General features: G+C 64.5%; 14 protein-coding genes. 6 read left to right on the top strand and 8 right to left on the bottom strand.

Going from position 1 to position 24,546, the window contains the following annotated elements:
- Positions 1 to 82: 82 nt before the first annotated feature.
- Together NCG91_RS16055 and NCG91_RS16060 are read right to left on the bottom strand one after the other, a co-directional pair.
- Positions 83 to 640 (bottom strand): hypothetical protein, encoded by a 558-nt coding sequence (locus NCG91_RS16055; RefSeq protein ID WP_251350388.1) that lies wholly within the window; start codon positions 638 to 640, stop codon positions 83 to 85.
- Positions 637 to 2,877, bottom strand: a complete 2,241-nt coding sequence (locus tag NCG91_RS16060; RefSeq protein ID WP_285817151.1) for a serine/threonine-protein kinase — start codon at positions 2,875 to 2,877, stop codon at positions 637 to 639. The genes NCG91_RS16055 and NCG91_RS16060 overlap by 4 nt, the downstream gene beginning before the upstream one ends.
- 296 nt (positions 2,878 to 3,173) lie before the next feature.
- Between NCG91_RS16060 and tssF the strand changes: the two genes are divergently transcribed.
- From tssF to NCG91_RS16090, 6 genes are all read left to right on the top strand, one after another.
- Complete coding sequence (gene tssF / locus NCG91_RS16065) at positions 3,174 to 5,006, top strand: type VI secretion system baseplate subunit TssF (RefSeq protein WP_251350390.1); 1,833 nt, start codon at positions 3,174 to 3,176, stop codon at positions 5,004 to 5,006.
- Positions 4,967 to 5,995 carry a type VI secretion system baseplate subunit TssG gene (tssG, locus tag NCG91_RS16070; RefSeq protein WP_251350391.1) on the top strand — a complete coding sequence of 343 codons (1,029 nt, stop codon included), beginning with the start codon at positions 4,967 to 4,969 and terminating at the stop codon, positions 5,993 to 5,995. Before tssF ends, tssG begins: the two co-directional genes overlap by 40 nt.
- A gap of 48 nt (positions 5,996 to 6,043) precedes the next feature.
- Positions 6,044 to 8,788: a type VI secretion system Vgr family protein gene (locus NCG91_RS16075; protein ID WP_251350392.1), complete on the top strand. Its 2,745-nt coding sequence runs from the start codon at positions 6,044 to 6,046 to the stop codon at positions 8,786 to 8,788.
- Between the two features lie 22 nt (positions 8,789 to 8,810).
- A complete protein-coding gene (locus tag NCG91_RS16080) occupies positions 8,811 to 11,057 on the top strand; it encodes a T6SS effector phospholipase Tle3 domain-containing protein (RefSeq protein WP_251350393.1) in 2,247 nt (748 codons plus the stop codon).
- Between the two features lie 72 nt (positions 11,058 to 11,129).
- Positions 11,130 to 12,473, top strand: a complete 1,344-nt coding sequence (locus NCG91_RS16085) for a hypothetical protein (RefSeq protein WP_251350394.1) — start codon at positions 11,130 to 11,132, stop codon at positions 12,471 to 12,473.
- 28 nt (positions 12,474 to 12,501) lie between these two features.
- Positions 12,502 to 12,765 (top strand): PAAR domain-containing protein, encoded by a 264-nt coding sequence (locus NCG91_RS16090; RefSeq protein ID WP_251350395.1) that lies wholly within the window; start codon positions 12,502 to 12,504, stop codon positions 12,763 to 12,765.
- On the opposite strand, the gene NCG91_RS16095 is transcribed toward NCG91_RS16090, so the two are convergent.
- The 6 genes from NCG91_RS16095 to cphA form a co-directional block, all read right to left on the bottom strand.
- The gene (locus tag NCG91_RS16095) at positions 12,762 to 14,084 is read right to left on the bottom strand and encodes an aspartate aminotransferase family protein (RefSeq protein WP_251350396.1); all 1,323 of its coding nucleotides are present in this window, start codon (positions 14,082 to 14,084) and stop codon (positions 12,762 to 12,764) included. The genes NCG91_RS16090 and NCG91_RS16095 overlap by 4 nt on opposite strands.
- Before the next feature lie 83 nt (positions 14,085 to 14,167).
- Positions 14,168 to 15,064 carry a MurR/RpiR family transcriptional regulator gene (locus NCG91_RS16100; protein ID WP_251350397.1) on the bottom strand — a complete coding sequence of 299 codons (897 nt, stop codon included), beginning with the start codon at positions 15,062 to 15,064 and terminating at the stop codon, positions 14,168 to 14,170.
- Positions 15,065 to 15,108: 44 nt separating this feature from the next.
- A complete protein-coding gene (locus tag NCG91_RS16105; RefSeq protein WP_077407612.1) occupies positions 15,109 to 15,393 on the bottom strand; it encodes a hypothetical protein in 285 nt (94 codons plus the stop codon).
- Between the two features lie 335 nt (positions 15,394 to 15,728).
- Positions 15,729 to 18,389: a TonB-dependent receptor gene (locus tag NCG91_RS16110; protein WP_251350398.1), complete on the bottom strand. Its 2,661-nt coding sequence runs from the start codon at positions 18,387 to 18,389 to the stop codon at positions 15,729 to 15,731.
- 227 nt (positions 18,390 to 18,616) lie between these two features.
- A complete protein-coding gene (locus tag NCG91_RS16115; RefSeq protein ID WP_251350399.1) occupies positions 18,617 to 21,763 on the bottom strand; it encodes an EAL domain-containing protein in 3,147 nt (1,048 codons plus the stop codon).
- Between the two features lie 192 nt (positions 21,764 to 21,955).
- Entirely contained in the window at positions 21,956 to 24,526 is a 2,571-nt protein-coding gene (cphA, locus tag NCG91_RS16120; protein WP_251350400.1) for a cyanophycin synthetase, read from the bottom strand.
- Positions 24,527 to 24,546: the final 20 nt, after the last annotated feature.

Consider the following 24,546-nt stretch of genomic DNA (forward strand, 5'->3'; position numbering starts at 1 on the left):
GCCGCGCCGATGGAGGTGGCGCGGCTTGGATATCCGGTAGTACTAACTGTTGGTTGAAAAGTATCTGTTGATGGTGTAAGGATTACGTCTCGACGTTCCCACCCACAGATGCTTCCGGATCAAAACTGAAGACGCGCAATTCCGGCAAGTCTTGCTCACCTCGAATAATGCGCACGGTCAGTACGAACGAAAGTTCCCAGCGGCCCTTGCTCTGACCCACGTCAAGGTTGTGTTTCCATTCCTGGCGGATGCGGCGCAGATCGGGCAGGGCTGGATCAGGCGGCAATACATGAGATTCAAAATCCAGGGGCAGCTGATAGGCGGCGCCGGCGGCTTGCAGGAAGGGCGAAGGCAGCGAATAGCGGGTGGGTACGTCGGGGCCGATCTGGGTCAACTGGGGTACGCTGATCAGGCAGCAATCGACTATTTGGAAGGAGGTAAAGCCACTTGCCTTTGTGCCACAGCAGTTGACTTCCAGGTAGACGTGCTGGCCTTGCTGGAAGTGCACTCCTCCCATGTAGGGGCCATGGCGTGGGTCCGCGCTGCCGTCACAAGAAGTAAACGCATAGTCAAGCTGGTTGGTGATTTGGTCTGCATCAAAATGCACGGATAACTTCATCCAGGGGCTTACAGGCGTCATTTTTTATTGTCTCTTTCCAGGTTGATGAGAAATTGTTGGTAGCGAGCATCTCGCCGTAGTGTCAACAGATCAGGTGCCGATTCGATCAGGTTGATGGGGTAGCCGCGCTCCATCGCCTGTTTCAAAGCCGCCATCGCTTCGTTGCGCTTGCCTAACAGCTCATAGGTCAGCGCCGCCCTGAAATGGATATCGGGCAATGTGGGCGCTAGCCGGATGGCTTGCGTTACATGCCATAGCGCATCGTCTCGCAAGCCCGCATAGGCTGCATACAATGCCAGCCGGGAGTTGACCTTGGGGTCGTCCGGAGAGTGTTGCAGCATGACTTTGATCAAAGTGATGGCACGGCGGTAGGAATCGCGCGACAGTTCTATCTGACCAGGCACCCAGCGTTGGGCGTCCGCCAGATTTGCCCATAGCAGGTAGTTACCAGGGTTCCCTTTGTTTTCTGAGACGGCATTTTTAAAGGACTGGACTGCTCCCAGATAGTCGCCCTTGTTAAACAGGGCATTCCCTAGGTTGGTATACAGTTCCCAGTCGGGATGCACCTGCAATCCTTGCTGCAGGACTTGCAGGGCTTCATTGCCGCGATTCAGGCGTTCAAGCGTAGCGCTAAGCTGGGCATACGCATTGGCCACCTGCGGATCCATTTGTATGGCTTTCCGAAAGAGTTTTTCAGCTTCCGCGTAATTGCCCTGGTTGTAATTCATCCTGCCCAACATCGAAATAAAAAGGCGATCACGGGGATACAGGGCGATGGCCTTGTCAAGCACATCCCTGGCTTGATCAAATTTTTGTGCGTAGATGAGCAGGCGTGCCTTGCCGTACATGCCCAGCGGATTGTTTGGGTCCAGATTCAGTGCCGTAGTAATTTCCTGCATTGCTTGCCGACGGTCGCCATGATGTTCAATAGCCCAGGCTTGCGCCACATGGGCCAAAGCTAATTGGTCGTCTGTAGTCAATGCCTGTTTCGCAGCGACGTCCGCGCGTTGCAGCCAGGTTTCATCCCGGTTGCTGCCTAAATAGCGCAGTGTGAAAACCAGCGACAGGCCAGCATTTGCCGCAGCATGCTCTGGATTATGTTTAAGTACAGTGCTGAAATGTTCAATGGCCTGTGTCTGCGCGTCTTCTCTATCAAACACCCGCAACGCTTCCATCCCCGCCGCCATGCTGGCCATTTCCGAATACGGCGCGGGCGCTTTTTCGCCCGTGACGAACGATTTGACGGCAGGAAGGATATTGGGCAGCTGCCATCCCGCCAGTACGGCCAGCAGCGCCACGCCCGCGCCCCATTTAAGCGTGCGCTTGCGGGGCAGGGGCAGGCGGATGGAGACGCTGGCGGGGGGTTCTTCCTTCGCGGGTATCTCGTCGGCAAGGGGCGTGGCCAGGGTGGGCGGCTCCCCGCGCTGCGCCCCGATCGCCTCGCGCACGTCGCGCATGGTGCGCGGCCGTTCGGCCGGGTCGTGCGCCGTCATCGCGCGCACGAGGGCGTTGATGGCGGGCGGGACGGAGTCGGGCAGGTCGGGCCATGGTTCCGTCGCCTGCATGTGAGCGGCGGCCAGGGCCAGGCCGTTCAGGTGGGCGAAGTGGCGCTGGCCGGCCAGCATTTCGTACAGCATGGCGCCCAAGGCATACACGTCGCCGCGCGTGTCGGGCAGGCGGCCCATCAGGCGTTCGGGCGCCATGTAGGCGATGGTGCCCTGCAAGTCGCACAGGGTGGTCGTTTGCGTGGCTTGCGGGTCGATGTGGCGCGCCAGGCCGAAGTCGAGGATGCGCACCTTGCCGTCCGCCTCCAGCATCAGGTTAGACGGTTTCAGGTCGCCGTGGACCAGGTCCATGGCGTGCGCCTCGTCCATGGCGTCGGCGATCTGGTAGGCGATGTCGAGCGCCCCCTGCAAGTCGGCCTTGCCGCTGTGCATGAACTGCCCCAGGGTCTGGCCTTCGACCAGTTCCATGACGATGGATTGGCTCGTGCCCTGGCCCTCGATGGCGAAGATGCGCACGAAGGCGGCATGCTTGAGCGAAGCGGCCAGGCGCGCTTCATTGATGAGTTTTTCCGGATGCAGCACGTCGGCTTGCGGTTTCAGGCGCTTCAGCGCCACGCTACGGCACAGCTTGGCATCCCAGGCTTCGAATACATGGCCGAAACCGCCTTCGCCCAGCAAGCGGCGCACTTCATAGTGCCCGCTGATCGTGTCGTCTTGCGGCGGGGTCTGACGCAGGGAGTCGAGCAGTTCCATATACCTTGGCTTCAGAGTGCATCAACGTGGGCATCCAGCATCGAGAGGGTCAATGCGATGTTGGAATGCTCAAGATGATTGATTTTGAGTAACTTCCTGATTTAAAACGATTGTTTCGAATAAGTCAATTAATATTGACAAGGAGTGAACAAAAGCTGCTTTACCTGCGCCAGGAAGGCACTCCTTGCTGACGCATGCGCGCAATCTTGTTCAAACTCAATTTTCTTCCCTCCCGCTTCATCAATAATGCAGACGGGGCTATACCGGCATGTGCCGATCAGGCGATGGGGGCGGGCATGGACGAGTTGCTGCAATACTACGAGCGCGAACTGGGCACCTTGCATGCGCACAATCAGGCGTTTGCCCGACGCTATCCGGCCATCGCCGGCGCGCTGGGCATCTTGGGCGGCGACATGGGCGACCCGCACCTGGCGCGCATGCTGCAGGCGTTTGCCATGTTCAACGCGCGCACGGCCAAGCGCCTGGCCGACGGCTTCGGCGCCTTCAGCGAAACCTTGCTGGAAGTGAACTTCCCCCATTATTTGCGCCCGTTTCCCGCCTGCGCCATTGCGCGCATCGATAACGATGCGGCGACGGTGACGGAGCTGGCCACCATTGCGCGCGGCACGGTCATGCATGCTGCCGAGCATCAGGGCGTCACCTGCAAGTTCACCACCACCTACGATGTCGCCGTGGCGCCGCTGCGCCTGTCCGACGTGCGCTTCCAATCCATCGTGGCGGCGCCGCCCGCGGTGCGCCTGACGCCGGATCTCGGGGCGGCGATCAGCATCACGCTCGAAGCGACGGGCGCCACGTCCACGCTGGACGGGCTGGCGCTGCCGATGCTGCGCCTGTTCCTCGACGGCGAACCTGCGTTCTGCGCCACCCTGCGCGACAGCCTGTTCCTGCGCGCCCGCCGCGCCTATGTGGAAGTCGATGGCGCGTGGCAGCCGCTGGATGCGGTGCCTGTGCATCCGGTCGGCTTTGCCGCCGAGGACGCATTGATACCGGCCAGGGCCGCCTCGCATCCCGCTTACCTTCTGCTGGGCGAATGGTTTGCCTTTCCCGATAAATTCAATTTCGTCGACCTTGACCTGGCCGCGCTGCGCCCATTGTTGCCGCCGGCCTGCCGGCGTTGCACCGTGCACTTGCTGCTGGCCGACGTGCAGGCTGACGCGGATATCGCGCGCATCTTGCGGCCCCTGTCCGCAAGGCATCTGGTGCCGGGGTGCACGCCCGTCGTCAACCTGTTCCGCCAGGCCGCCAATCCCATCCGCCTGACGCACGCGAGCGCCGATTATGTGCTGCTGCCCTCGGTCAGGCAGGCGCATTGCTACGACATCCACAGCGTCGACAGTGTGCAGGTTCTCGGTGAAACGGAGCAAGGCGCCGCGCTGGACACGTTTCACCCGTTTTATTCGATGCGCCATGGCGAGGCGGGCGGGCGCCAGGGGCGTTATTGGGTGACGCGGCGCGACGAGGACATGGCGTTGAGCCATCCCGGCTACGACATGCGCATCTCCTTTGTCGACGGCGCCATGCAGCCGCTGCACGACACGACGCAAACGGTGTCCATCATGCTCACCTGCAGCAACCGCGACTTGCCCAGCCGCCTGGTGTTCGGCCATGCCGCGGGCGACTTGCACCATGACGGCGCGGCCAGCGCCTTGCCGGTGCGTCTGCTGCGCAAGCCCGGCGCGCCCTGTCGCTTCCCTGCGGGTGCGGCGTCGCACTGGCGGCTGATCGCGCAATTGTCCCTGAATCATCAGTCGCTGAGCGAGCAGGGCTTGCCGCTCTTCAAGCAGATACTCGAGTTGTACAACTTGCCCGGTTCGGCCAGCGCCGCGCGCCAGATCGCGGGCATGACCGGACTGCGCCAGCGCGCCGCCAGCACCTGGCTGCACGACGAGGCGGGTGGCAGCCTGGTCTTCGGCATCGACGTCCTGCTGTCCGTCGACGAGGAAGCCTTTGTCGGCAGCGGCTTGCATGCGTTTGCCCAGGTCATCGAACGCTTTCTCGGGCTGTACGTGCACCTGGGTTCGTTTACCCGCCTGATCGTCTTGTCGCAGAAGAATGGAAAGGAGTTGCTGTGCTGCCTGCCACGCAATGGAAACCAGACGCTGGCGTAGTCGCGCGCCTGCTGGCCGATCCGTCCGGCACCGGTTTCTTTCAGGCCGTGCGTTTGTTGTGTGCCTGGATGATGCAGCAAGGCATTTCACAGGAGCAAGTGTTTCGCGATTGCCTGCGCCTGCATGGCAGTGCCTCGCTGTCGTTTGCTCCAGGGGAAATCGAACAACTGTGGCTGGAGCCGCAGGCGGACGGCGAGACGCAGGTGCATGTGCAGGCGGCCATGCTGGGTTTTTTGGGCGTGCATGGCAGCTTGCCGCTGCATTACACGGAAACGCTGGTCCGCCATGAGCGGCAGACGGGCGATGGTGCTCCCCGCGACTGGCTCGATGCGCTGTCGCACCGGGCGCTGACCCTGTTTTACCAGGCCTGGGCCCGATATCGCATCGAATGCCAGCAGGACGCCGACGGCGGCGAATTCCTTCCCCTGCAACTGGCGTTGGCGGGCGCCTGGCCTGCCGAGGTGGCCAGGCAGGAAGATGGCTTGCCTGCGCACGTGCTGGCCCATTACGCGGCCTTGCTGCGCCACCGGCCCGTGTCGGCCGACGCGATGCAGGCGGTGCTGGCCGAGTATTTCGGCGTGCCCGTGCGCTTGCAGCGTTTTGTCGGCGCCTGGTTCCGGCGCGCAGCGCAGGAGCGCACCTTGCTGGCCGCCGCCCATGCCCGGCTGGGGCAGGGGGCCATGCTGGGCGAACGCTGCCGGCGCGCCGACTTGCGCGTGCGCCTGGTGCTGGGGCCGCTAAGCCGCCGCGCCTACGAGGATTTCTTGCCCGGCCGGCCAGGCGCGCTGGCCCTGCGCCAGATGCTGGCGCTGTTCGGCTTGCCTGGCGTGAGCTTCGAGATCCGCCTGGTCTTGCGGCGCGAAGACGTGCGTGGCTGCGTCCTGGGCAGGGGCGCCTGCCTGGCGGAGGATGCCTTTCTGGCCGGCAAGTTGTCGGCCCGTGACCGTGATGACATGCATTACGACCTGCGATTTGATGGCTCCGCCTGAGACCGCCGTGAATGATGGACTCCGCTAACTGTTGGAAGGAAGAAAACCATGGAAGACTTCGCGCAATGGCTGGCCGTGGACAAGGTCTTGACTGCAGGCAATCGCGCCTTGCGGCTGCGCCTCGCCTACCCGCAGGGCGTCAATGACGATGTCTTGCTGCCGCAGCGCATCAGCGGCAGCGAGGCCATCTGCGGCGGTCTGGAATACCGCATCCTGTGCGTGGCCACGGAGGCACAGCTGCCGCTGAAGCAGTTCATCGCCGTGCCGGCCGAGCTACAGATCGTGAACGACCAGGGACAGCTACGCAAGGTGTGCGGCATCGTCGCCGAAGCGTGCGCGGGGCAGAGCGATGGCGGCCTGGCCACCTATCAGCTGGTGCTGCGCGACGGCCTGGCCTTGATGGAGAAACGCATCAATACGCGCGTGTTCCGCAACAAGCATGAATTGCAGATCGTGCAGCTTCTGTTTGATGAGTGGCGACAGGGCAATAGCTTGCTCGCGGCCAGCCTGGATCTCGCCATTGACGGGGCGCTGGCGGCGCGCAGCTTGCCCGCGCGCGAATTCACGATGCAGCACAATGAATCCGATGCCGCCTTTATCCGCCGCCTGCTCCGGCGCCGCGGCATCGCCTGGTGCTTCCAGGCGGGAGCGCCGGCCAGTTCGAACGCCGCCACCACGCCCGTGCATACCCTGTTGCTGTTCGACGACGCCAGCCGTCTGGCGCACAACGTGGCCGGCACGGTGCGCTATCACCGCGATGACGCCACCGAGGAAAGGGATGCCGTGACGGCCTGGAGCGCCGTGCGCCGCTTGCAGCCGGGAAAGTCCGAGCGCTACAGCTGGGACGATGGTCACCCGCACAGCCCGCAGTTTATGGCAACGCGGTCGCAGGGCGGCGTGGATCAGGGCAGCAATGGCAATCGCCTCGCAGCCAGTCTCGACGACTATATCGTGGAGCCGCCGCTGGCCGCCGCCAGCAATGACGACTTGCGGCAACTGGGCCAGCTGGCGATGGCGCGTCACGATTTGGACAGCAAGTGTTTCCAGGGAGAAGGCTGCGTGCGCGACTTTTGCGCGGGCCAGTGGTTCAGCCTGGAAGGGCATGCGGACATCGACAGCCACCCGGTGGCCGAGCGCAGTTTCGTCATCACGGCCTTGAGCGTGGCGGCCAGCAATAACTTGCCGACAGGCCTGGATGCCCGTGTCGAGCGCCTGTTTGCGCAGAGCGGCTGGCAGTGTGACGCTGGCCAGCCGCAAGGGGCGGGTGCCGATGGCCGGGCGGTCTTGCGTTACCGCAACCGTTTTACTTGCGTGCGGCGTGGCATTGCCATCGTCCCTGCCTTTGACCCGCGCAGCGATTTTCCCGTCGTGCGCCTGCAAAGCGCGCTGGTCGTGGGGCCTGCCGGCGAAGAGGTGCATTGCGATGCGCTGGGACGGGTCAAGGTGCGTTTTGGCGCCACGCGCGCGCCGGACCATGCACATGCCAACGGCAGCGGCGCGTCCGATACGGAGCGCGATTCGGCCTGGGTGCGCGTGGCATCGAGCTGGACGGGCAATGGACCGGGCAACGGCAGGCAATGCGGCACGCTGACCTTGCCGCGCATCGGCGCGGAAGTGCTGATCGATTTTCTCGGCGGCGACCCGGACCGGCCCATCATCGTCGGCCAGCTGTACAACGCCGTGGGCGCGCCGCCGGGCTTGAGTGCGCGCGGCGCCTTGCCCGGCAACCGCTACCTGTCCGGCATGCGCAGCCGCGAAGTGCGGGGCGGGCGCGGCAATCAGCTGTGTTTTGACGACACGCCGTCGCAGATCAGCGCACAGCTGGCCAGCGACCAGGCGGCCACGCAACTGAACCTCGGCTACCTGACCGAGCCGCGCAGCGACGGCGCAGGGCGGCAGCGCGGCGACGGCTTTGAATTGCGCAGCGACGCCAGCGGCAGCGTGCGCACGGCCCGCTCGCTGCTGATTTCGGCCTGGAAACAGCTGGGCGCCAGCGGCAAGCAGCTCGACAGCAGCGAGCATGCCGCCGTGATGAAGGAATGCCTGGCATTGTTCACGTCCCTGGGCGAGTTTGCCGTCCAGCACCAGGCGCTGGCGCTGGACGCGGCCGGTAGCAAGGCGCTGGGGGCCGCCATTGCCGCCGACCAGCCCGCCGTCAGCATCGCAGCGCCCGAGGGCGTGGCGCTGAGCACGCCCAGGACCATCGCCGGCAATGCGGGCGCGAATATCGACCTGGTGGCACAGCAGCATCTGCAGCTGAGCGCGGCCCAGCGCTGCAACGTCAACGCGGGCAAGGGTATTTCCCTGTTCGCGCACCAGGATGGCATCGTGCAGGTGGCCCACTTCGGCAAGTTCTTGCTGCAAAGCCAGCACGACTTGCTGCAGGCGGACGCCGCCAAGGACATCCGCCTGACGGCGGGCACGCGCCTGGTCGGCGTGGCGCAGGACGAAATCACCTTCATGACGGCGGGCGGCGCCTACCTGAAACTGTCCGGTGGCGCCGTGGAGCTGGGCGGGCCGGGCGCGTTGATGGTGAAGACCGACGGCCACCACTGGAGCGGTCCGGCCAGCATGAAAGGCGAACTGCCCACCTTCGGCGAAGGCGACTTGGGCCGCGTGCCGCGCTTGCTGCGTCCCACCGACGGCTTGCCCGTCGAAGGCGTGGAAGTGCACATCGAGCGCGAAGGCGACAGCCCGTTGACGGGCGTCAGCGATGCCGATGGGCGCGGGCCGAAGGTGGCGACCGACCACCTGCAGCGGCTGAAGGGATTCTTCTTCCGCCGCCGTTCCTGAACCCCGACATCGGAGACACGCCATGCAGTTCGATCCCCACCCGCCGTTGTGCGACGATCCCAAAATCGATATCCTCGGCCAGTTTTCCTGCAACGCCAATTTCCAGAGCAGCGACCGGGACACGCTGCAACAGTTGCCGCTGCCCGGCATCATCATCTTCGTGCACGGCGTCAATTCCGACGGCGAGTGGTACGCGGCCGCGGAAGAAGGCCTGTGCAACGGCCTCAACGAGCGCCTCAAGCGTTCCTGTCATCACCTGCAGCACCGTGGCGTGGAAGGCGGCGAACTGAAGGCGGTCAATTATGGCGCCGAGATCACGGCGGAAGGCTTTCTCCATCCGGAGATGTCGGCCGATACCCTGATCCGCGATGCCGGCACGTTTTCTCCCGTGCTCCGCTTTCGCTGGGGCTACAAGGCTTCCGGCGAAGAACTGCAGAAATACGGCAAGGGCATCTACCTGAACGAACAGGATTACTGGGGCGGCGGCCCATTTGCCAATGGCTGCAGCGCGCTGGCCGACCTGTGGAAGGAGGGGCTGAGCGAGGATTTGTTTTTGTGGAACAAGATCCAGCACATGAATCCCTTTTCGGAGCGGCAAGTGTACAGTTGCCCGCCGCGCCCGTATTTCGTGCTGGCCGCCTATCGCCTGGCCAGGCTGGTCGAAGCCATCCGCCAGCAGCAGGCCGACGTGCCGGTCACCATCGTATGCCACAGCCAGGGCACGATGGTGGCGATGGCAGCCGCCTTTCTCGGCGCCCGCCTGCCCAAGGTGGATGGCGTTCCTTGCGTGGCCGATAACTATGTCATCTGCAATTCGCCGTACAGTTTGGCGAAACGCAATAGCGCCGAGAACTGGGTAGCCGGCAATCTGCGCGCGGCGGATGGCAGCACGGGCCGGGTGACGGTGCAGGCGCGCCTGGATACCTTGAAAAACTTCTTTGCCATCATCCGCCAGCGCGCCACCCTGGGCGAACTGCAGACAGACGAGGAAATCGACCGCTGCATGGCCAACCTGCAGCACGGTTTTTCCGCCGCCAAAGACCGTGAACGATACGGGATTGCCGGCGCCGCGCGCGGCGGCAAGAAGTCATCGTATGGCCGGGTGACCATCTATTGCAATCCGCACGACGTGGTGGTGTCGTCCGTGGCCATCGAGGGCATCGGCTGGCGCGGCCTGTCGGGCTCGCTGGCCAGGGACAGCAAGGACGGCGGCGAGCTGGCCGCCACCGACGCGGCAGGCGTGTGCGTGCAGCGCGTGTTTGCCCAGGGTTTCGAGGTGGGCAAGCAAGGCAGCTATCACTACTGGACCGATCACTGGCGCAAGCCTGCGCCGGGCGGCAACGATTTCTGGTTTCCGGCACAGAAATATGCGTCTTATTCCGTCAAGCAGGGCGTCGAGGCCAGCCAGGAGAGCCGCTTGTCCACCATCCTGACTGTCGGGTTTGCGCCCCTGTTCATCGTGGTCACGGGCCTGGCCCGCAGCCCCTGCAATGCCTCGCCCCACAAGGATTGGAAAATCGAACTGAACGCGCCCGACTTATTGCAGCCCTTCACGCCGCAGTCCCTGCGCTTTGGCCAGACCAGCGAGGAATTCGACGAAGGCTATGATCCGCCCGGCGAATCGCGCCAGGCGGGCAAGCAGCGCGCTGCCGGCGACGATTGTCTTGCCGATCATGCCATCCCGCCCGGCGGCCTGCAGGGGCAGGCGGGAAAAGACGAGGCCAAACGCGTGGACAGCGCGAAGGGCACGGCCGACGACGAGGCGCGCCTGCGATTCGAGCAGCGCGCGGTGATACGCGCCCAGGCTGTACGGGAAGGGAAAAGTCCTGCGGGCAAAAAAGTGCAGCAGGAAATGCCCAACGCCACGCCAGACGCCGACTACCAGCAATGGCGCAGCACGCGCATCGGCGAAATGATGTCCAGCCAGGCGGGCGCCTACGCCACCGACCATTCCTCCATCCTGACCAACCCCATGCACGCGGAGTGGGCGCTTGCGTATGACGTGGCGGTGGGCGTGTGCCGCATCAAGGCTGAGCAGTTGCGCAAGTTGCGGGTGGCGGCGGATTGGAGGTTGTTGGAGGGGTTGGACAAGGATAATCCTGCAAAAGTTTTTAAAGAGTACTTTGCCAAAGCGACACGTAACAAGGTGACTGCCTCGGTGTGGGTAAAAGAAATGCAGGAAGCCAGTCTCCCTGAAAAAATAATCGACAAGCGTGAAAACCCTGCGCGGGATTCCCGGCCTACGTCTGGAGAACTGGCTCACGATTGATGTCATGCGATTTAACGGTTTGTATAGAGCAGATCCTTCTGCAACAGCCTTTTTATAGATGGAGTATTGAGCATGTTCAAAACTATTTTTCTTTATGTGTCCCTGGGATTCCTGGTCGTATTCCTGCTGGCCGCTTGTTCACATTTGCGTTCGTCGCCAGCTACCTTGAGCAGTACTGTTAGCGCTGTACCTGAGGTTAGTCAGCAGCCATACATGGCTCAAGTAGTTGGCTTGCAATGGCTGAATCCCTTGCAGCGGAAGGACTATCCGACGCAATGGCAGTTGCTGTGGATTTTAGGGCTAGTGCAACCAAATCCGAACGACGATATGGTCAGGGAAAAACCCGAGAAATATACCCGGCTGCAAAGTATTGCTTCTATTGCTGTTGGAAATAATGGATCAGAGACATTTGATGGTTATTATGAGAAGTATGTCGAGAAGATGTTTGACTTAATGCACAGTGTTTATTACTCCGACCCAGAGTACTTCTACAACGTTCACTCTGCTGAAAATAAATCGCGCTGGCGCGAGCTTGCAGGCATTCACATTGAGTATGCGCTACCTAAAGGCAAGCTCGACCCAGTGGAAGCAGCCAACTTCGTCCGGGAATATGTTGCTGATACTTTCAGCATCGGCAACGTCCACTCTCCCACCCTTTGGACCCGCTCCACCCCACCCGACGTCCGCGTCACCATGGGCGGCCCCAACGCCGGCTTTACTTCACTTTCCGCCGCGCTCGACTACTTGCAAAGCCACCCGAAAGAAACCGTCTGGGCCATGAACTGGGATGCGCCCAGCCGGCCCCTGGACCGGCAGATCAACGAAAACCTGGTGCTGCTGGTGCTGGCGGGTCCCGATTTTAAAACGGAGCGGGCGCCGCTGGCGTGGCTCGGCTATCCGAGTACGAAACAGGCGGCGGATTTTGACGTCAAAAAGGGCGAACCGCCGCGCCTGGTGCAGGCGTGGACGGCTGCCATCGAAGAGGCCGCCGCGAAGGCCAACCGGCAAGATACGGAGATTGGCTATCTGATCCATGATGCGGGGAATACACACCAGGACTCTTCAGCACGGCTCGGTGCGCTGGCGCAGACGCTCACTCTGCAATTGCCGGAATTCGACCTTCTCAAGCAAAGCTTCAATCTGACTGCCGTGCTGGGCGAAACGGGCGCGGGCACGGCCTTGACGAACGTGGCGCTGGGCATTGCCTATGCGCATCACTTTGGCAAGCCAGTGCTGGTGGCCGGCACCAGCGACCTGTCGGCGCCCGTGGCGCTGGTGGTGGCGCCGCCCGCCGTCGCGCGGCCGATCCGGCCCGACAAGCCGTGGTTCCGCGCGCGTGGCGGCAACCATGCGTATTTGCCGTGGTGGGGCTTGCGCCACGATGCACCCGAGTATTACCAGGGGTTTTCGCAATGAGACGCTTGATACATCCGGGGAGAAGAGCATGCGTGGCGTGATCCGCTTGAACGACCCCACCAGCCATGGCGGCAAGGTGGTGGGCGCATCGCCGAAGAGTACCGTGCTGGGCGTGGCCGTGGCGCGCAAGGGCGATTCTTGCGTCTGCCCGATCAAGGGCCACGTGCGCTGCGTGATCGCCGAGGGCGATCCGCAGGTGCTGATCGACGGCGTGCCCGTGGCGTTCGACGGTCACAAGACCAGCTGCGGCGCCAGCCTGATGTCCACCGTGGGCGACAGCGGGCGCGCTTAGGCCACGCTGGTGTCGATGGCCGTGCCCAGCTTGTCGACGATCTCGTCGACATGGCTGGCGTCGATGATGTAGGGCGGCGCCAGCAGGATGTGGTCGCCGTGCAGGCCGTCGATGGTGCCGCCCATGGGATAGCACATCAGCCCGTTCTGCATGGCGTACGCCTTGATGCGCGCGTGCAGGCGGCGGGCCGGGTCGAACGGCTGCTTGCTGGTGCGGTCCTGCACCAGTTCCAGGCCCAGGAACAGGCCGCGGCCGCGGATGTCGCCCACGTGCGCATGGCCGTCGAAACGCGCATGCAGCCGCTCTTGCAGCAAGGCGCCCATGGCGCGCACATTGGCCAGCAAACCGCGTTCCTCGATCTGCCGCTGCACGGCCAGCGCGGCGGCGCAGGCCGTGGCGTGGCCGATGTAGGTGTGGCCGTGCTGGAAGAAACCCGTGCCGGCGCGAATCGTGTCGCGGATGTCCTGCGACACCATCACGGCGCCGATGGGCTGGTAGCCGGCGCCCAGGCCCTTGGCGATGCAGATCAGGTCGGCCGTGACGCCTTCCTGCTCGCAGGCGAACAGGCTGCCCGTGCGCCCCATGCCGCACATGACTTCGTCGAGGATCAGGAGGATGCCGTGGCGCTGGCAAATGGCGCGCATGCGCTGGAAGTAGCCGGCCACGGCGGGCAGGGCGCCGGCCGTGGCGCCGACGACGGGTTCGGCGATGAAGGCCATGACCTTGTCCGCGCCCAGCGCGGCGATATGCTCTTCCAGCTCCTGGCCCAGGCGCGCCACGTAGTCGCCGTCCGTTTCATGGGCTGCCTGGTCGCGCCAGGCGTAGCACGGAGAAACGTGGGTGACGTCGATCAGCAGCGGCTCGAACTGCTGGCGCCGCCAAGCGTTGCCGCCCGTGGCCAGCGCGCCCAGGGTGTTGCCGTGATAGCTCTGGCGGCGCGCGATGACGTGGCGGCGCTGCGGCTGGCCCCGTTCGACGAAATACTGGCGCGCCATTTTCAGCGCGCTTTCCACCGCTTCCGAACCGCCCGAGACGAAATACACGCTGTCGATGCCGGCAGGGGCGCGGGCGACGAGGAAATCGGCCAGCTGCTCCATCGGCTCGGTGGTAAAGAAAGAGCTGTGCGCGTAGGCCATCGTGGCAACCTGCCGTTGCACGGCGGCGATCACGGCCGCATCCGAATGGCCGAGGCAGGAGACGGCCGCGCCGCCGCAGGCATCGAGGTAGCGCTTGCCGTCCGCATCGATCAGGTAAGGGCCGTCGCCGCCGATGGCGACGGGATAGCTGGCGGTCAAGCTGCGGTGGAAGACATGGCTCATGGCATCGCTTTCTTATCGGCAAGGGGGAGATGGCCGATTATAGGATGCGCCACGTCATATTGCAACGTTTGATGTATTTATCTTTAATTTACATCGTTTGATGTTTTTGCGTAGGCGCCCAGCGCCCGCAATTGCTGTTCCGCCGCGCCGATGGCCGTGACGGCATCGGGCCCCGCGCGCGCCACCAGCAGTTCCACCAGGCTTTCCACGGCCGCGACGCCGGCCACGATGGAGGGGAAGAACGAGGGGCTGTCGACGGCGATGACGATGCTGGCGTCGGCCTGCAGGGCCAGCGGCGACATGGCGCTGTCGCTGATGGCGACCACCCGGCAGCCGGCCTGGCGCGCCGCCTGCGCCACCAGCAGCGCTTCGCTCGAATACGGCGCGAAGCTGATGACGACGACGGCTTCGCCCGCCTGCAGGGCGCGCAAGTCCATTTCCAGGGTGCCGCCCTGGCCGCTCAGCAGCTGCACGCTGGGGCGCAGCAGCCGGTACAGGTAGTGCAGGGTATAGGCGATCGGGTGGGCGGCGCGAAAGCCGGCCACGTGTACGCGGGGCGCCGCCTGCAGCAGATTGGCGGCCGCATCCAGGGCCGCGTGGTTGGTGCTTTCCGTGGCGGCCAGGTTGCGCTGCTGCACCGTGAACACTTCGGTGACCAGGTCGCGCTCTTTTCCCTCTTTGCCGGCCAGCGCGCCGGCTTTTGCCGCGTAGCCGCCTGGTCCCGCGCGCAGGCGTTCGACGAAGATGGCCTTGAGTTCCGGCCAGCCGGCAAAGCCCAGCTGCTGCGCCAGGCGCACGAGGGCGGCCGATTGCACCTGCGCGCGCGCGGCGATGCTGCGCATCGACGAGACGGCCACTTCGTCCGGGTGGTCGGCCAGGTAGCGGGCGCCGGCCTGGAATTGCGGGCTCAGCTGCGCATGGCGCGCCTTGATCAGGTCCATCAGTGCCGCATAGGAATCGTGGGGTGTCGCTGCCTGCATCGCCGTGCCTCAGTTGATAGGTTGCGGCGATGGTACAGGATTCGTCAGCGCGCCGGTAGCGGCGCGCCTTGCACCCGGGCGGCCGTGCGTGGACGCAGGCGGGCAAACAGGTGCGGCCCGGCCGGTTTGCGGCGCGGTCCCGTCGTCAGTACGCGCAGGGCGGTGGGCAGCGGCACGTCGTGGCAGTGCAGGAACAGGGCGGCGGCGCCCGTGCCGGCCATTTCCTGCAAGGCCAGTGCATGCTCGACCAGCGCCGCCGTGCGCATGTCGAGCCGTACCGGGATGTCGGGTTGGAATAACTGTGTGTCGATGGGCCGTGCGTTGCGCATGCTGTCCCCCGCCGGGTTCGCTAGTCAAGCTGCCAGCATAAAAGCGCCCCGGCGCCACCACTTTGCGCCAAATCAATTCCACTGTCGGATAGATTCCACAAGGCAAAAAAAACGCCAACCGTTGCCGGCTGGCGCTGAAAACCCTCGAAGGAAGAAAAAATATGTATTTCAACGACGTTTCGACGCCTGACAAAACCATCGCCGGCCGCAAAGCGCGCCGCGCAGCCAGTTTGGTCAGGCGTTACTGCCGGTGCTAAAAACGTCCAGGGCTAGGCGCCGCGCCGAAGACAGTACGCACAGTACGGCGAGGCGCGGCAACAACGCCCTGGGCGTTTTTAGTAGCTCCAGCGCAAAGACAGGCCTACAACCTTGTCATAGCGCCGCACATCGCGCACATAGTCCGGCGTGTCGTGATAGTCGCGGTAGGTCGAGTCGAGCAGGTTGTTCGCGTCCAGCGTCACCGTGGTATTCGGGTTGAGCTTGTACGAGACCGACGCGTCCAGGGTCTTGGTGGGCGCCACGGTCAGGTGGATGCCCTTGCCGCGGTAGTTGTAGTCGTCGACGTACTTGTCGCGCCAGCTGTAGGCCAGGCGCGCCGACCACGGTCCCTGTTCGTACAGGCCGACGATATTGGCCGACCATCTCGACATGCCCGTGAACGGATGCGCGCTGCCATTCAATTCTTCCAGCTCGCCCGTCATATAGGTGGCGTTCGCCTGCAGGCCCAGGCCGCTCATCCAGCCTGGCAACTTGTCGTAGAACTGCTGGTAAGCCATTTCCACGCCTTGCAGATGGCCCTTCGAGGTGTTGCGCGGACGCGTGATGTCGTACTCGATGCCGTCATACGTTTCCTTGGCCGAACCGGACAGGATGTAATTCTTGAAATTGTGGCGGAATACGGTGGCCGTGACGGAACCCGTCTGCGCGAAATACCATTCCAGCGCCGCATCGAGGTTCTTGCCTTCCACGGGTTTGAGGTCGGGATTGCCGCCGCTGCCCGTCGGACGCACCATTTCCAGGCTCTTGCCCAGGGTCACGCCGGGGTTGAAGTCGGCGAAGTTCGGGCGCTGCACCGCCTTGCCGGCCGTCAGGCGGGCGACCAGGTCCTGGCGCAGCATGGCTTTCAGGGTCAGGCTGGGCAGCACGTCCGTATCGGACGTTTTCACGCGCACGGGCGTGACGATGCCGTCTTGCGAAGAATTGCCTTGCAAGTCCTGCTTGGTCTGCACCACGCGCACGCCCACGGTGCCATCGACCGGCACTTGCGCCAGATCAAAGCCGATGCGCGCCTTGCCGTAGACGGCATTGGTTTTTTCCACATCCTTGAAGTGGGTCATCGGATCGTCCGGGCTGCGTTCGCTGCTGCCCGTAAATAACTGGCGCAAGGTGTCCGTGTTGTTGAGCATGTAGTCGCGGCACGGCGTGAGCCAGCTTTGCAGGCCGAAGTTGCCCGTGTTCTTGTGCGAGGTGCATGCCAGGCCGGGCAGGGCGTCCGCAGTCATGATCGACGTCAGTCCCCCTTGCACGTTCTTTTCGCGGATCGATTCGGCCTTGCGCTTGGCCAGGCGCACGCCGCCCGAGAATTCACGGAAGAAGCCCGTGCTGTCCATGTCGTAGGTGACGTCGCCGCGCCAGTCGGTCGAGCTGCCTTCGTCGTGGCTGTGGTTATCGTAGAAGCCGAGCAGCGTGTAGTTCTTCGGGTCCAGCATGTTGTAGCCGGGGTAGCTGATTTGCGCGCCGCCGTTGACGTTCGTGCTGCCGATCACGCTGGTCGGATGGGCGAGGAAGTCGAGGATGGGAAATTCGCGCTCGAAGTTGCTGACCGTGCGCGCCAGTTCCGTCGTGGCGCGCAGCTGCGGCGTGATGTCCCAGCGCGCGCCGATGGCGCCTTGCGAGCCGATCGAGCGGTCGCGCCGCGCCTGGGTCGAACCGAGCGTGAACGGCGACCAGGGGCCGTCGATCTTGCCCACCGTGGCCGCCTGATTGGTGCCGGGGATCAGGGTGATGTCCGGATTCTGGCCCCAGGGCAGCGAACCGACGAAGAACTGGCTGTCGAACGCGTGCTTGATCAGGGTCGACATGCCTTCCGCATACACTTCCACCTGCGAGTTCGGGCGCCACTGGAAGGCGGCGTTCGCCGCGTAGCGCTTGCGGTCGCCCACGGTGGGGATCATGCCGACGGAATCGGGACCCGTGATGTTGCCCGCGTCGGGGCGCTTGACGGGTTCGGCGTTCCAGATCGTCTCGTCATAGTATTTGCTGCGCTGGTAGGACAGGCCGAGCAGGGCGCCGAATTCGCCGTATGCGGTCTTCCAGCGGTTCGAGACCATGCCGCTGACGTTCGGATCCGTCGAGCCGGACTTGTCGCGGTGCTCGGTGCGCACGTTGCCCGATGCCGTGAAGCCCTTGAAATCGAACGGGCGGTTGGTGCGCACGTCGACCACGCCGGCCGTGCCGCCTTCGACCATGTCCGCGCCCTGCGATTTGTACACGTCCACGCGCTGCAGCATGGCCGTCGGGATGTCGGCCAGGTACAGGCTGCGGCCCACGGAGGTGAACATTTCACGGCCGTTGAGCAGGGTCACCACGCCGGGCAGGCCGCGAATGATGACGGAACCCGCTTCGCCGCCTTCGCGGCGGATTTGCACGCCTGTCACGCGGCCGAGGATTTCGGCCACGTTCTTGTCGGGGAATTTGCCGATTTCATCGGCGACGATGGAGTCGACCACCTGGTCGTTGTTCTTCTTGATCGTTTGCGCGCTCTGTGCCGCCTTGCGCACGCCCGTGACGGCGACGACGGCGATGCCGGCATTGTCGGCTGGCGCCGGTGTTGCCGTTTCCACCGTTGCTACCGTTTCCACGGCGGGCGCCTGTTGCGCCCAGACGGACGCGCTGCTCAGCAGGCCGGCGCCGGCCAGGGCGGCCACCGTGGCCTTCAAGGTCAGCCGTGTGTTTTGCTTGGGCGTGCGGGTGCCCGTTGCCATCGATTGCTTCATCTTGTCTCCACCTGTATTTTAGTTATGTTGAGAACGCCGCGGCAGTCGCCGCCAGAGCTGGAACTTGCTCAGAAACATGGTAGGTGGGAATGACTTTGCCCCACAAATGACTTCTTTTGCGATGTCAATACCAATTCCGGTATCCCTGCTGCATTCATGCGCCCTGGCGGCGCGCCGCGCGTTGTCGCACCTCACGCGGGCGCGTTGCGGACGCTCCACAGCAAGTGTCAGGCGGCGCAGGGCGCGGCGCTGTGCGCCAGCCAGGCCATGAAGTGCGCCTGCGGCATGGGGCGGGCAAAATAGTAGCCCTGTAATTCATCGCAGCCGGCGTGGCGCAGCACGTCCGCATCGGCCGCGCTTTCCACGCCCTCGGCGGTCACCGTCAAGCCGAGGGTATGGCCAAGGCCGATGATGGTTTTCGTCACCGCCAGGTTTTGCGGCGAGCCGTGGATGTCCTGCACGAAGCTCATGTCGATTTTCAGCTTGTCGAGCGGGAAGCGGCACAGGTAGTTCAGGCTCGAATAGCCGGTGCCGAAATCGTCGATCGACAGCGCGAAACCCAGCGCCTTGATGGCGTGCAGGGTGGCGATGGTGTCGTCCACGTTGTCCATCAGGATCGATTCCGTCAGTTCGAATTCGATCTGTCCCGGCGTGACGGGAAACTCGCGCAGCACCTCGCGCAAGGTGGCCACCAGGCCGCCGCTTTTCAGTTGGATGGCCGACAGGTTGATCGACACGGCGATGTCGCCCGCGTCCGCCTCGCGCCAGGCCAGCTGCTGGCGGCACGCCTCGCGGATGACCCACGCGCCGATGGCGACGATCAGGCCCGATTCCTCGGCGGCGGGAATGAAGCTGTCGGGCGCGATCAGGCCGTGCTGCGGGTGCAGCCAGCGGATCAGGCTTTCCACGCCATTCAGGCGGCTGCTTTTCGCATCGATGCGCGGCTGGTAGTACAGCACCAGTTCCTGCCGCTCGATGGCGTGGCGCAGATCGCTTTCCAGGTGCAGCTGCTGCAGCTGCTGTTCCTGCATCTGCGGCGTGAACATGCGCGCGTGATCGCGCCCGCCGCTCTTGGCCTGGTACATGGCCGCATCGGCGTGGCGCATCAGGGTATCCATGTCGCCGCCGTGGTCCGGGTAGATGGCCACGCCCACGCTGCACGAGACATACAGCTCGTTGCCTTCCACCTGGTGCGGCTCGCGCATGGCCGGTATCAGCCGCGTGTCGAGCAGGGCGGCGATGGATGCGGCGTCGCCGACGCCGTTGAGGATGACGACGAATTCATCGCCGCCCAGGCGGCTGACGGTATCGCCTTCGCGCACCAGCTGCAGCAGGCGCTTTGAGACCGATTGCAGCAGCGCGTCGCCCACGTGGTGGCCCAGCGCGTCGTTGACGTGCTTGAAGCGGTCCAGGTCGACGAACAGCACGCCCACCTTTTCGCCGCTGCGGCGCGCCTGCGCGATGGCGGCCGCCAGGCGCACTTTCGACACGTGGCGGTTCGCCAGTCCCGTCAGCGCATCGTGGTGGGCCATGTGCTCGATCTGCCGCTCGCTGGCCTTGCGTTCGCTGATGTCGAGCGAGCTGGCGATGAAATGCGTGGTGACGCCGTCGAGGTCGCGCACGGCGTTCATCACCAGCCAGGCGGGATAGCTTTCCAGCGACTTGCGCTGCACCCGGATTTCGCCCTGCCAGTAACCGCGCCGCGCCAGGGTCTGGCGCAGGCTGTCGAGCTGCTCGGGCGGGTTCTCCGGCGCGAGCAGGAAGGCCGGGCGCTTGCCGATCAGCTCCACCATGTCGTACAGCGAATGGCGGCGGAAGGCCTGGTTGACGGTGATGATGCGCATGCCGGCGTCCATCACGATCAGGCTTTCGGCCGATGCCTCGAATACCTTGGCCCACAGTTCCAGGCGCGACTCCATCAGCTTCATCTTGTTGATCGGCGTGAAGGTCGACAGCACGGCGCGCTGGCCCTGGTAGTCGATCAGGCGCGCGGAAATCAAGGCCCACGTGGGCGTGCCGCCGCCGCTCCAGCACACCTCGAATTCATCGACGGCGCCCAGGTCGCTCAAGCGCTGGAAGAAGCGCGAACGGGCTTGCGGATGCATGCCGCCCACCCACGGGTCCAGTTCCAGGCCGCCCTGCCACGCGTGCGCGGCCTGGTTCGCGTGCAGCACCTGGTGATGCGGGATCGAGGTGACCATCAGCGGGATGGGAATGGCGTCGACCAGCTGGCGCTGCGCATCGGCCGCGCTGGCGCGCGCCACCAGCTCCTGCTGCGCCATGCGCTGGAAGTCGAGCTGCTGCAGCATGGTATTGAAGGCGCGGACCAGGCGGCCCGTTTCATCCTCGCTGTCCCAGATGGCGCGCAGGCTATGGTCGCCCGTTTCGCGCACTTCCTGCGCCACGCGCGCCAGGCGGCGGATGGGCAGGGCGATCTGGCGCGCGACGAAAAACACCAGGCCCAGTATCATCACCAGCAGCAGCACGGCCGTGCCCAGGTGCAGCCACATGCGCGTGAAGAAGCCGTCCACGCGCAGCTGGATCAGACGGTGCAATTGGCCTTCCGCCGCGCGCCAGGCACGCTGCAGGGCCGCGGCGGCCACCGCATCGCGGCGCAGCAGTTCCTGCGTGCCTGCGGGGTTGGCTTGCGCGCCGGCCAGCGCCTGGGTACTGGCGCGTAACTGCGCCACGGCTTGCCGTAGGGCCGCGCGCGAGCCATCCAGGTGCTGGCGCAGCAGCGGCGTGCTGGCCGCGAACGCCTCCGTGTAGTCGCTGCCGATGCCGGCCATGGTGGCGTCCATGCGTCCCTCCAGGATCAGGAACTGGGTCTGCAGGCGCTGGCGCTGCGCGCCTTCGGCCGTCGCCAGTTGCAGTGCCAGGGCGCGCGTGCTGTTGATCACTTCCAGCAGTTCGGGGAAGCGCAGGATCACCAGCGACATCGTGTAGTAGCTGTCCAGGTCCGGGTCGAGGATCAGGTTCGATTGGTTGCCCACGCGCGTGAGCAGTGCGCGCCCGGCCACGAAGGCGGGCGAGGGCGCGATGCCGTCGTCCGGCGCGGCGGGAGTTTCGCCGGCCTGGCGCAGCAGGGCGGCAAATTGCGCATTCAGTTCGGCGCTGCGCATGCCGGCGCCGAAGCGGCTTTCGGCCTGCTCCACGGCCGCTGCCTGCGCGTCCGGCTGCGCCGTGCTGCGCGCCAGGGGCAGCAGTGCATCGCGGATCGTGGCGATATAGTCATTGCCCGCCATCTCCTTGCGCGAGAAATCGATGGCGATGTATTTTTCGTTGATGAGGATGCCGGAAATGAAGATGACGGCGGACAGGTCGAGCAAATAGATCAGCGCCAGTTTGCGCCCCACCGTCAATTTCCCGATCATGCGCGAGATTCTGCCCACCATGCGTGCCCCACCTTCTCGTCAGCCCATTTATGTTTTCTTATGAGCAATTTTCATGCCTGAATTTACAAGCTTGCAAGGGGACTTTTGCACCATGCAGGTGCGCGGCGGGAGACGGCGGACGATAAAAAAAGGGCGGCCCGCAGGCCGCCCTTGTGTGCACTGTTACAGCGCTCAGGCTTCGGCGACGCGCTTGGCAATGTGCGCCAGCGCTTCTTCCACCTGGTCGATCAGGATCAGACACAAATCGCCTTCACCGAGGCGCGCCAGGGCCTTGTCGATGGCGACGAATTCGCCGTTGATTTCATCGATATGGCTGGTGCGCTTGGCGCCGTCCAGGCCCTGGCGCAGCAATGCCACCACTTCGCCGTCGGCGCGGCCGCGCTGGCACTGGTCCTGGTACAGCAGCACGTCGTCAAACGCGGCGCCGAGGATTTCCGTCTGCTGGCGGATGTCTTCGTCGCGGCGGTCGCCGGCGCCGCTGATGACCACCGAGCGGCGCTTGGCCGGCATGCTTTCCACGGCCTGCACCAGCGCCAGGATGGCGTCCGGATTGTGGCCGTAGTCGGCGATCAGGGTGGCTCCACGATAATCGAAGACGTTGAAGCGGCCCGGTGCGTTGTCGGCTTCATTGGCGAAGGTTTTCAGGCCCAGCGCGATGGTTTTCCAGTCCAGGCCCACGGCCCAGGCGGCGGCCAGCGACGCCATGACGTTGTCGACCTGGAAGCCGATGGCGCCGTTGCGCGTGATCGGCACTTGCGACAGGGCGATTTCGTGGCGCTCGTTGCCTTGCGCCGCGACCAGCTTGCCGTCTTCCACGTACACCACGCGGTTGCCTTGCGCGCGGTGCGTGGCCATCACGGGATGCGTCTTGTCGGCGGCGAAGAAGGTCACCGTGCCACTGCAATTCTTGGCCATGCGCGCCACGGCAGGGTCGGTGGCGTTCAGCACGGCCACGCCGCTGTCGGACACGTTTTGCACGATCACGCGTTTCAGGACCGCGAGGTCTTCCACGGTGGTGATGTAGTTCAGGCCCAGGTGGTCGCCCGCGCCGATATTCGTCACCACGGCGACCTGGCAGCGGTCGAAGGCCAGGCCTTCGCGCAGCATGCCGCCGCGCGCCGTCTCGAACACGGCGGCGTCCACGTCCGGGTGCAGCAGCACGTTGCGCGCGCTGCGCGGGCCGCTGCAGTCGCCGCTGTCGATCTGGCGTCCTTCGATGTACACGCCATCCGTGTTCGTCATGCCCGTGCGCAGGCCGGAAGCCGTCAGCAGGTGGGCGATCAGGCGCACAGTGGTGGTCTTGCCGTTGGTGCCGGTGACGGCGACCACGGGAATACGGCCATCGTCGCCTTCGGCGAACATGGCGGCGATGATGGCCTCGCCCACGGGACGCGGCTTGCCGAACGACGGCGCCAGGTGCATGCGCAGGCCCGGTGCGGCGTTCACTTCCACGATGCCGGCGTTCTGCTCTTCCAGCGGTTTCAAAATGCTTTCGGAGACGACGTCCACGCCGCAGATGTCCAGGCCCACCATGTGCGCGGCCGCGACGGCGCGCGCCGCCACTTCCGGGTGCACGTCGACGGTGACGTCGGTGGCCGAGCCGCCCGTCGACAGGTTGGCGTTATTGCGCAAGATCACGCGCTGGCCCACGGGCGGCACGGATTCGGCCACGTAGCCCTGCTTGGCAAGGCTGGCCAGGGCGATGTCGTCGAAGCGGATTTTCGTCAGCGAGGTGGCGTGGCCGCTGCCGCGGCGCGGGTCCAGGTTGACCTGGTCGACCAGTTCGCGCACCGTGTGCTGACCGTCGCCCACCACTTGCGGCGGGTCGCGGCGGGCGGCCGCCACCATCTTGTTGCCGATGACGAGCAAGCGGAAATCGTGGCCCGGCAGGTAGCGCTCGACGAGGATATCGTCGCGGAATTCCTGCGCCGCGAGGAAGCCGGCCGTCAGCTGTTCGCGCGTGGTGACGTTGACGGTGACGCCCTTGCCCTGGTTGCCATCCTTCGGCTTGACGACGACGGGCAGCCCGATCTCGCAGGCGGCGGCCCAGGCGTCGTCCGCGTCGATGGCGACACGGCCGTGCGGCACCGGCACGCCGGCAGAATCGAGCAGTTTTTTCGTCAGTTCCTTGTCTTGCGCGATGGCTTCCGCGATGGCGCTGGTGCCGTCCATTTCGGCGGCCTGGATCTTGCGCTGCTTGCTGCCCCAGCCGAACGTCACCAGGCTGCCTTCGGTCAGGCGGCGGAACGGGATGTTGCGGGCCACGGCGGCGTTGACGATGGCGCCCGTCGAGGGGCCCAGGCGCACGTCTTCATCGAGTTCCTGCAGCTGGTGCAGGGCGCCGGCCAGGTCGAACGGCGCATCGGCCAGGGCGGCCTGGCACAGCTGCTGCGCCAGTTCCAGGGCCAGGCGGCCGACGGCTTCTTCCGAATATTCGACGACGACCTGGAAGATGCCCGTTTCCAGGGTCGGCGTGGTGCGGCTGAAGGTGACGGGGCAGCCGGCTTGCGCCTGCAGGCCCAGCGCCGCCAGTTCCAGCACCTGCGCCATCGGCGCGGCGTTGTAGTTGCCCAGCGGTTGCAGCGGGCTCAGTTGCGGGAAGAGCGCGCGCAGGCGGGCTTCGAAGCCGGGCAGCTGGGCGATGTCGAGTTCCTGCGTGGTGCAGGAAACAATGGCTTCCACGGCGGTGTCGTGGCTCCAGAGGTTAGGGCCCCGCAAGGCCCGTACGCGAGATACTTCCATAATTAAACCGTAATCCTGTT

The organism is Janthinobacterium kumbetense, assembly GCF_023703445.1.
GTDB classification, from domain to species: domain Bacteria; phylum Pseudomonadota; class Gammaproteobacteria; order Burkholderiales; family Burkholderiaceae_D; genus Janthinobacterium; species Janthinobacterium kumbetense.

Bases quoted from the DNA above. Each gene is read 5' to 3' on its own strand.
- NCG91_RS16055 (WP_251350388.1), bottom strand. From the start codon at position 640: ATGACGCCTGTAAGCCCCTGGATGAAGTTATCCGTGCATTTTGATGCA.
- NCG91_RS16060 (WP_285817151.1), bottom strand. From the start codon at position 2,877: ATGGAACTGCTCGACTCCCTGCGTCAGACCCCGCCGCAAGACGACACG.
- tssF (WP_251350390.1), top strand. From the start codon at position 3,174: ATGGACGAGTTGCTGCAATACTACGAGCGCGAACTGGGCACCTTGCAT.
- NCG91_RS16075 (WP_251350392.1), top strand. From the start codon at position 6,044: ATGGAAGACTTCGCGCAATGGCTGGCCGTGGACAAGGTCTTGACTGCA.
- NCG91_RS16080 (WP_251350393.1), top strand. From the start codon at position 8,811: ATGCAGTTCGATCCCCACCCGCCGTTGTGCGACGATCCCAAAATCGAT.
- NCG91_RS16085 (WP_251350394.1), top strand. From the start codon at position 11,130: ATGTTCAAAACTATTTTTCTTTATGTGTCCCTGGGATTCCTGGTCGTA.
- NCG91_RS16090 (WP_251350395.1), top strand. From the start codon at position 12,502: ATGCGTGGCGTGATCCGCTTGAACGACCCCACCAGCCATGGCGGCAAG.
- NCG91_RS16095 (WP_251350396.1), bottom strand. From the start codon at position 14,084: ATGAGCCATGTCTTCCACCGCAGCTTGACCGCCAGCTATCCCGTCGCC.
- NCG91_RS16100 (WP_251350397.1), bottom strand. From the start codon at position 15,064: ATGCAGGCAGCGACACCCCACGATTCCTATGCGGCACTGATGGACCTG.
- NCG91_RS16105 (WP_077407612.1), bottom strand. From the start codon at position 15,393: ATGCGCAACGCACGGCCCATCGACACACAGTTATTCCAACCCGACATC.
- NCG91_RS16110 (WP_251350398.1), bottom strand. From the start codon at position 18,389: ATGAAGCAATCGATGGCAACGGGCACCCGCACGCCCAAGCAAAACACA.
- NCG91_RS16115 (WP_251350399.1), bottom strand. From the start codon at position 21,763: ATGATCGGGAAATTGACGGTGGGGCGCAAACTGGCGCTGATCTATTTG.
- cphA (WP_251350400.1), bottom strand. From the start codon at position 24,526: ATGGAAGTATCTCGCGTACGGGCCTTGCGGGGCCCTAACCTCTGGAGC.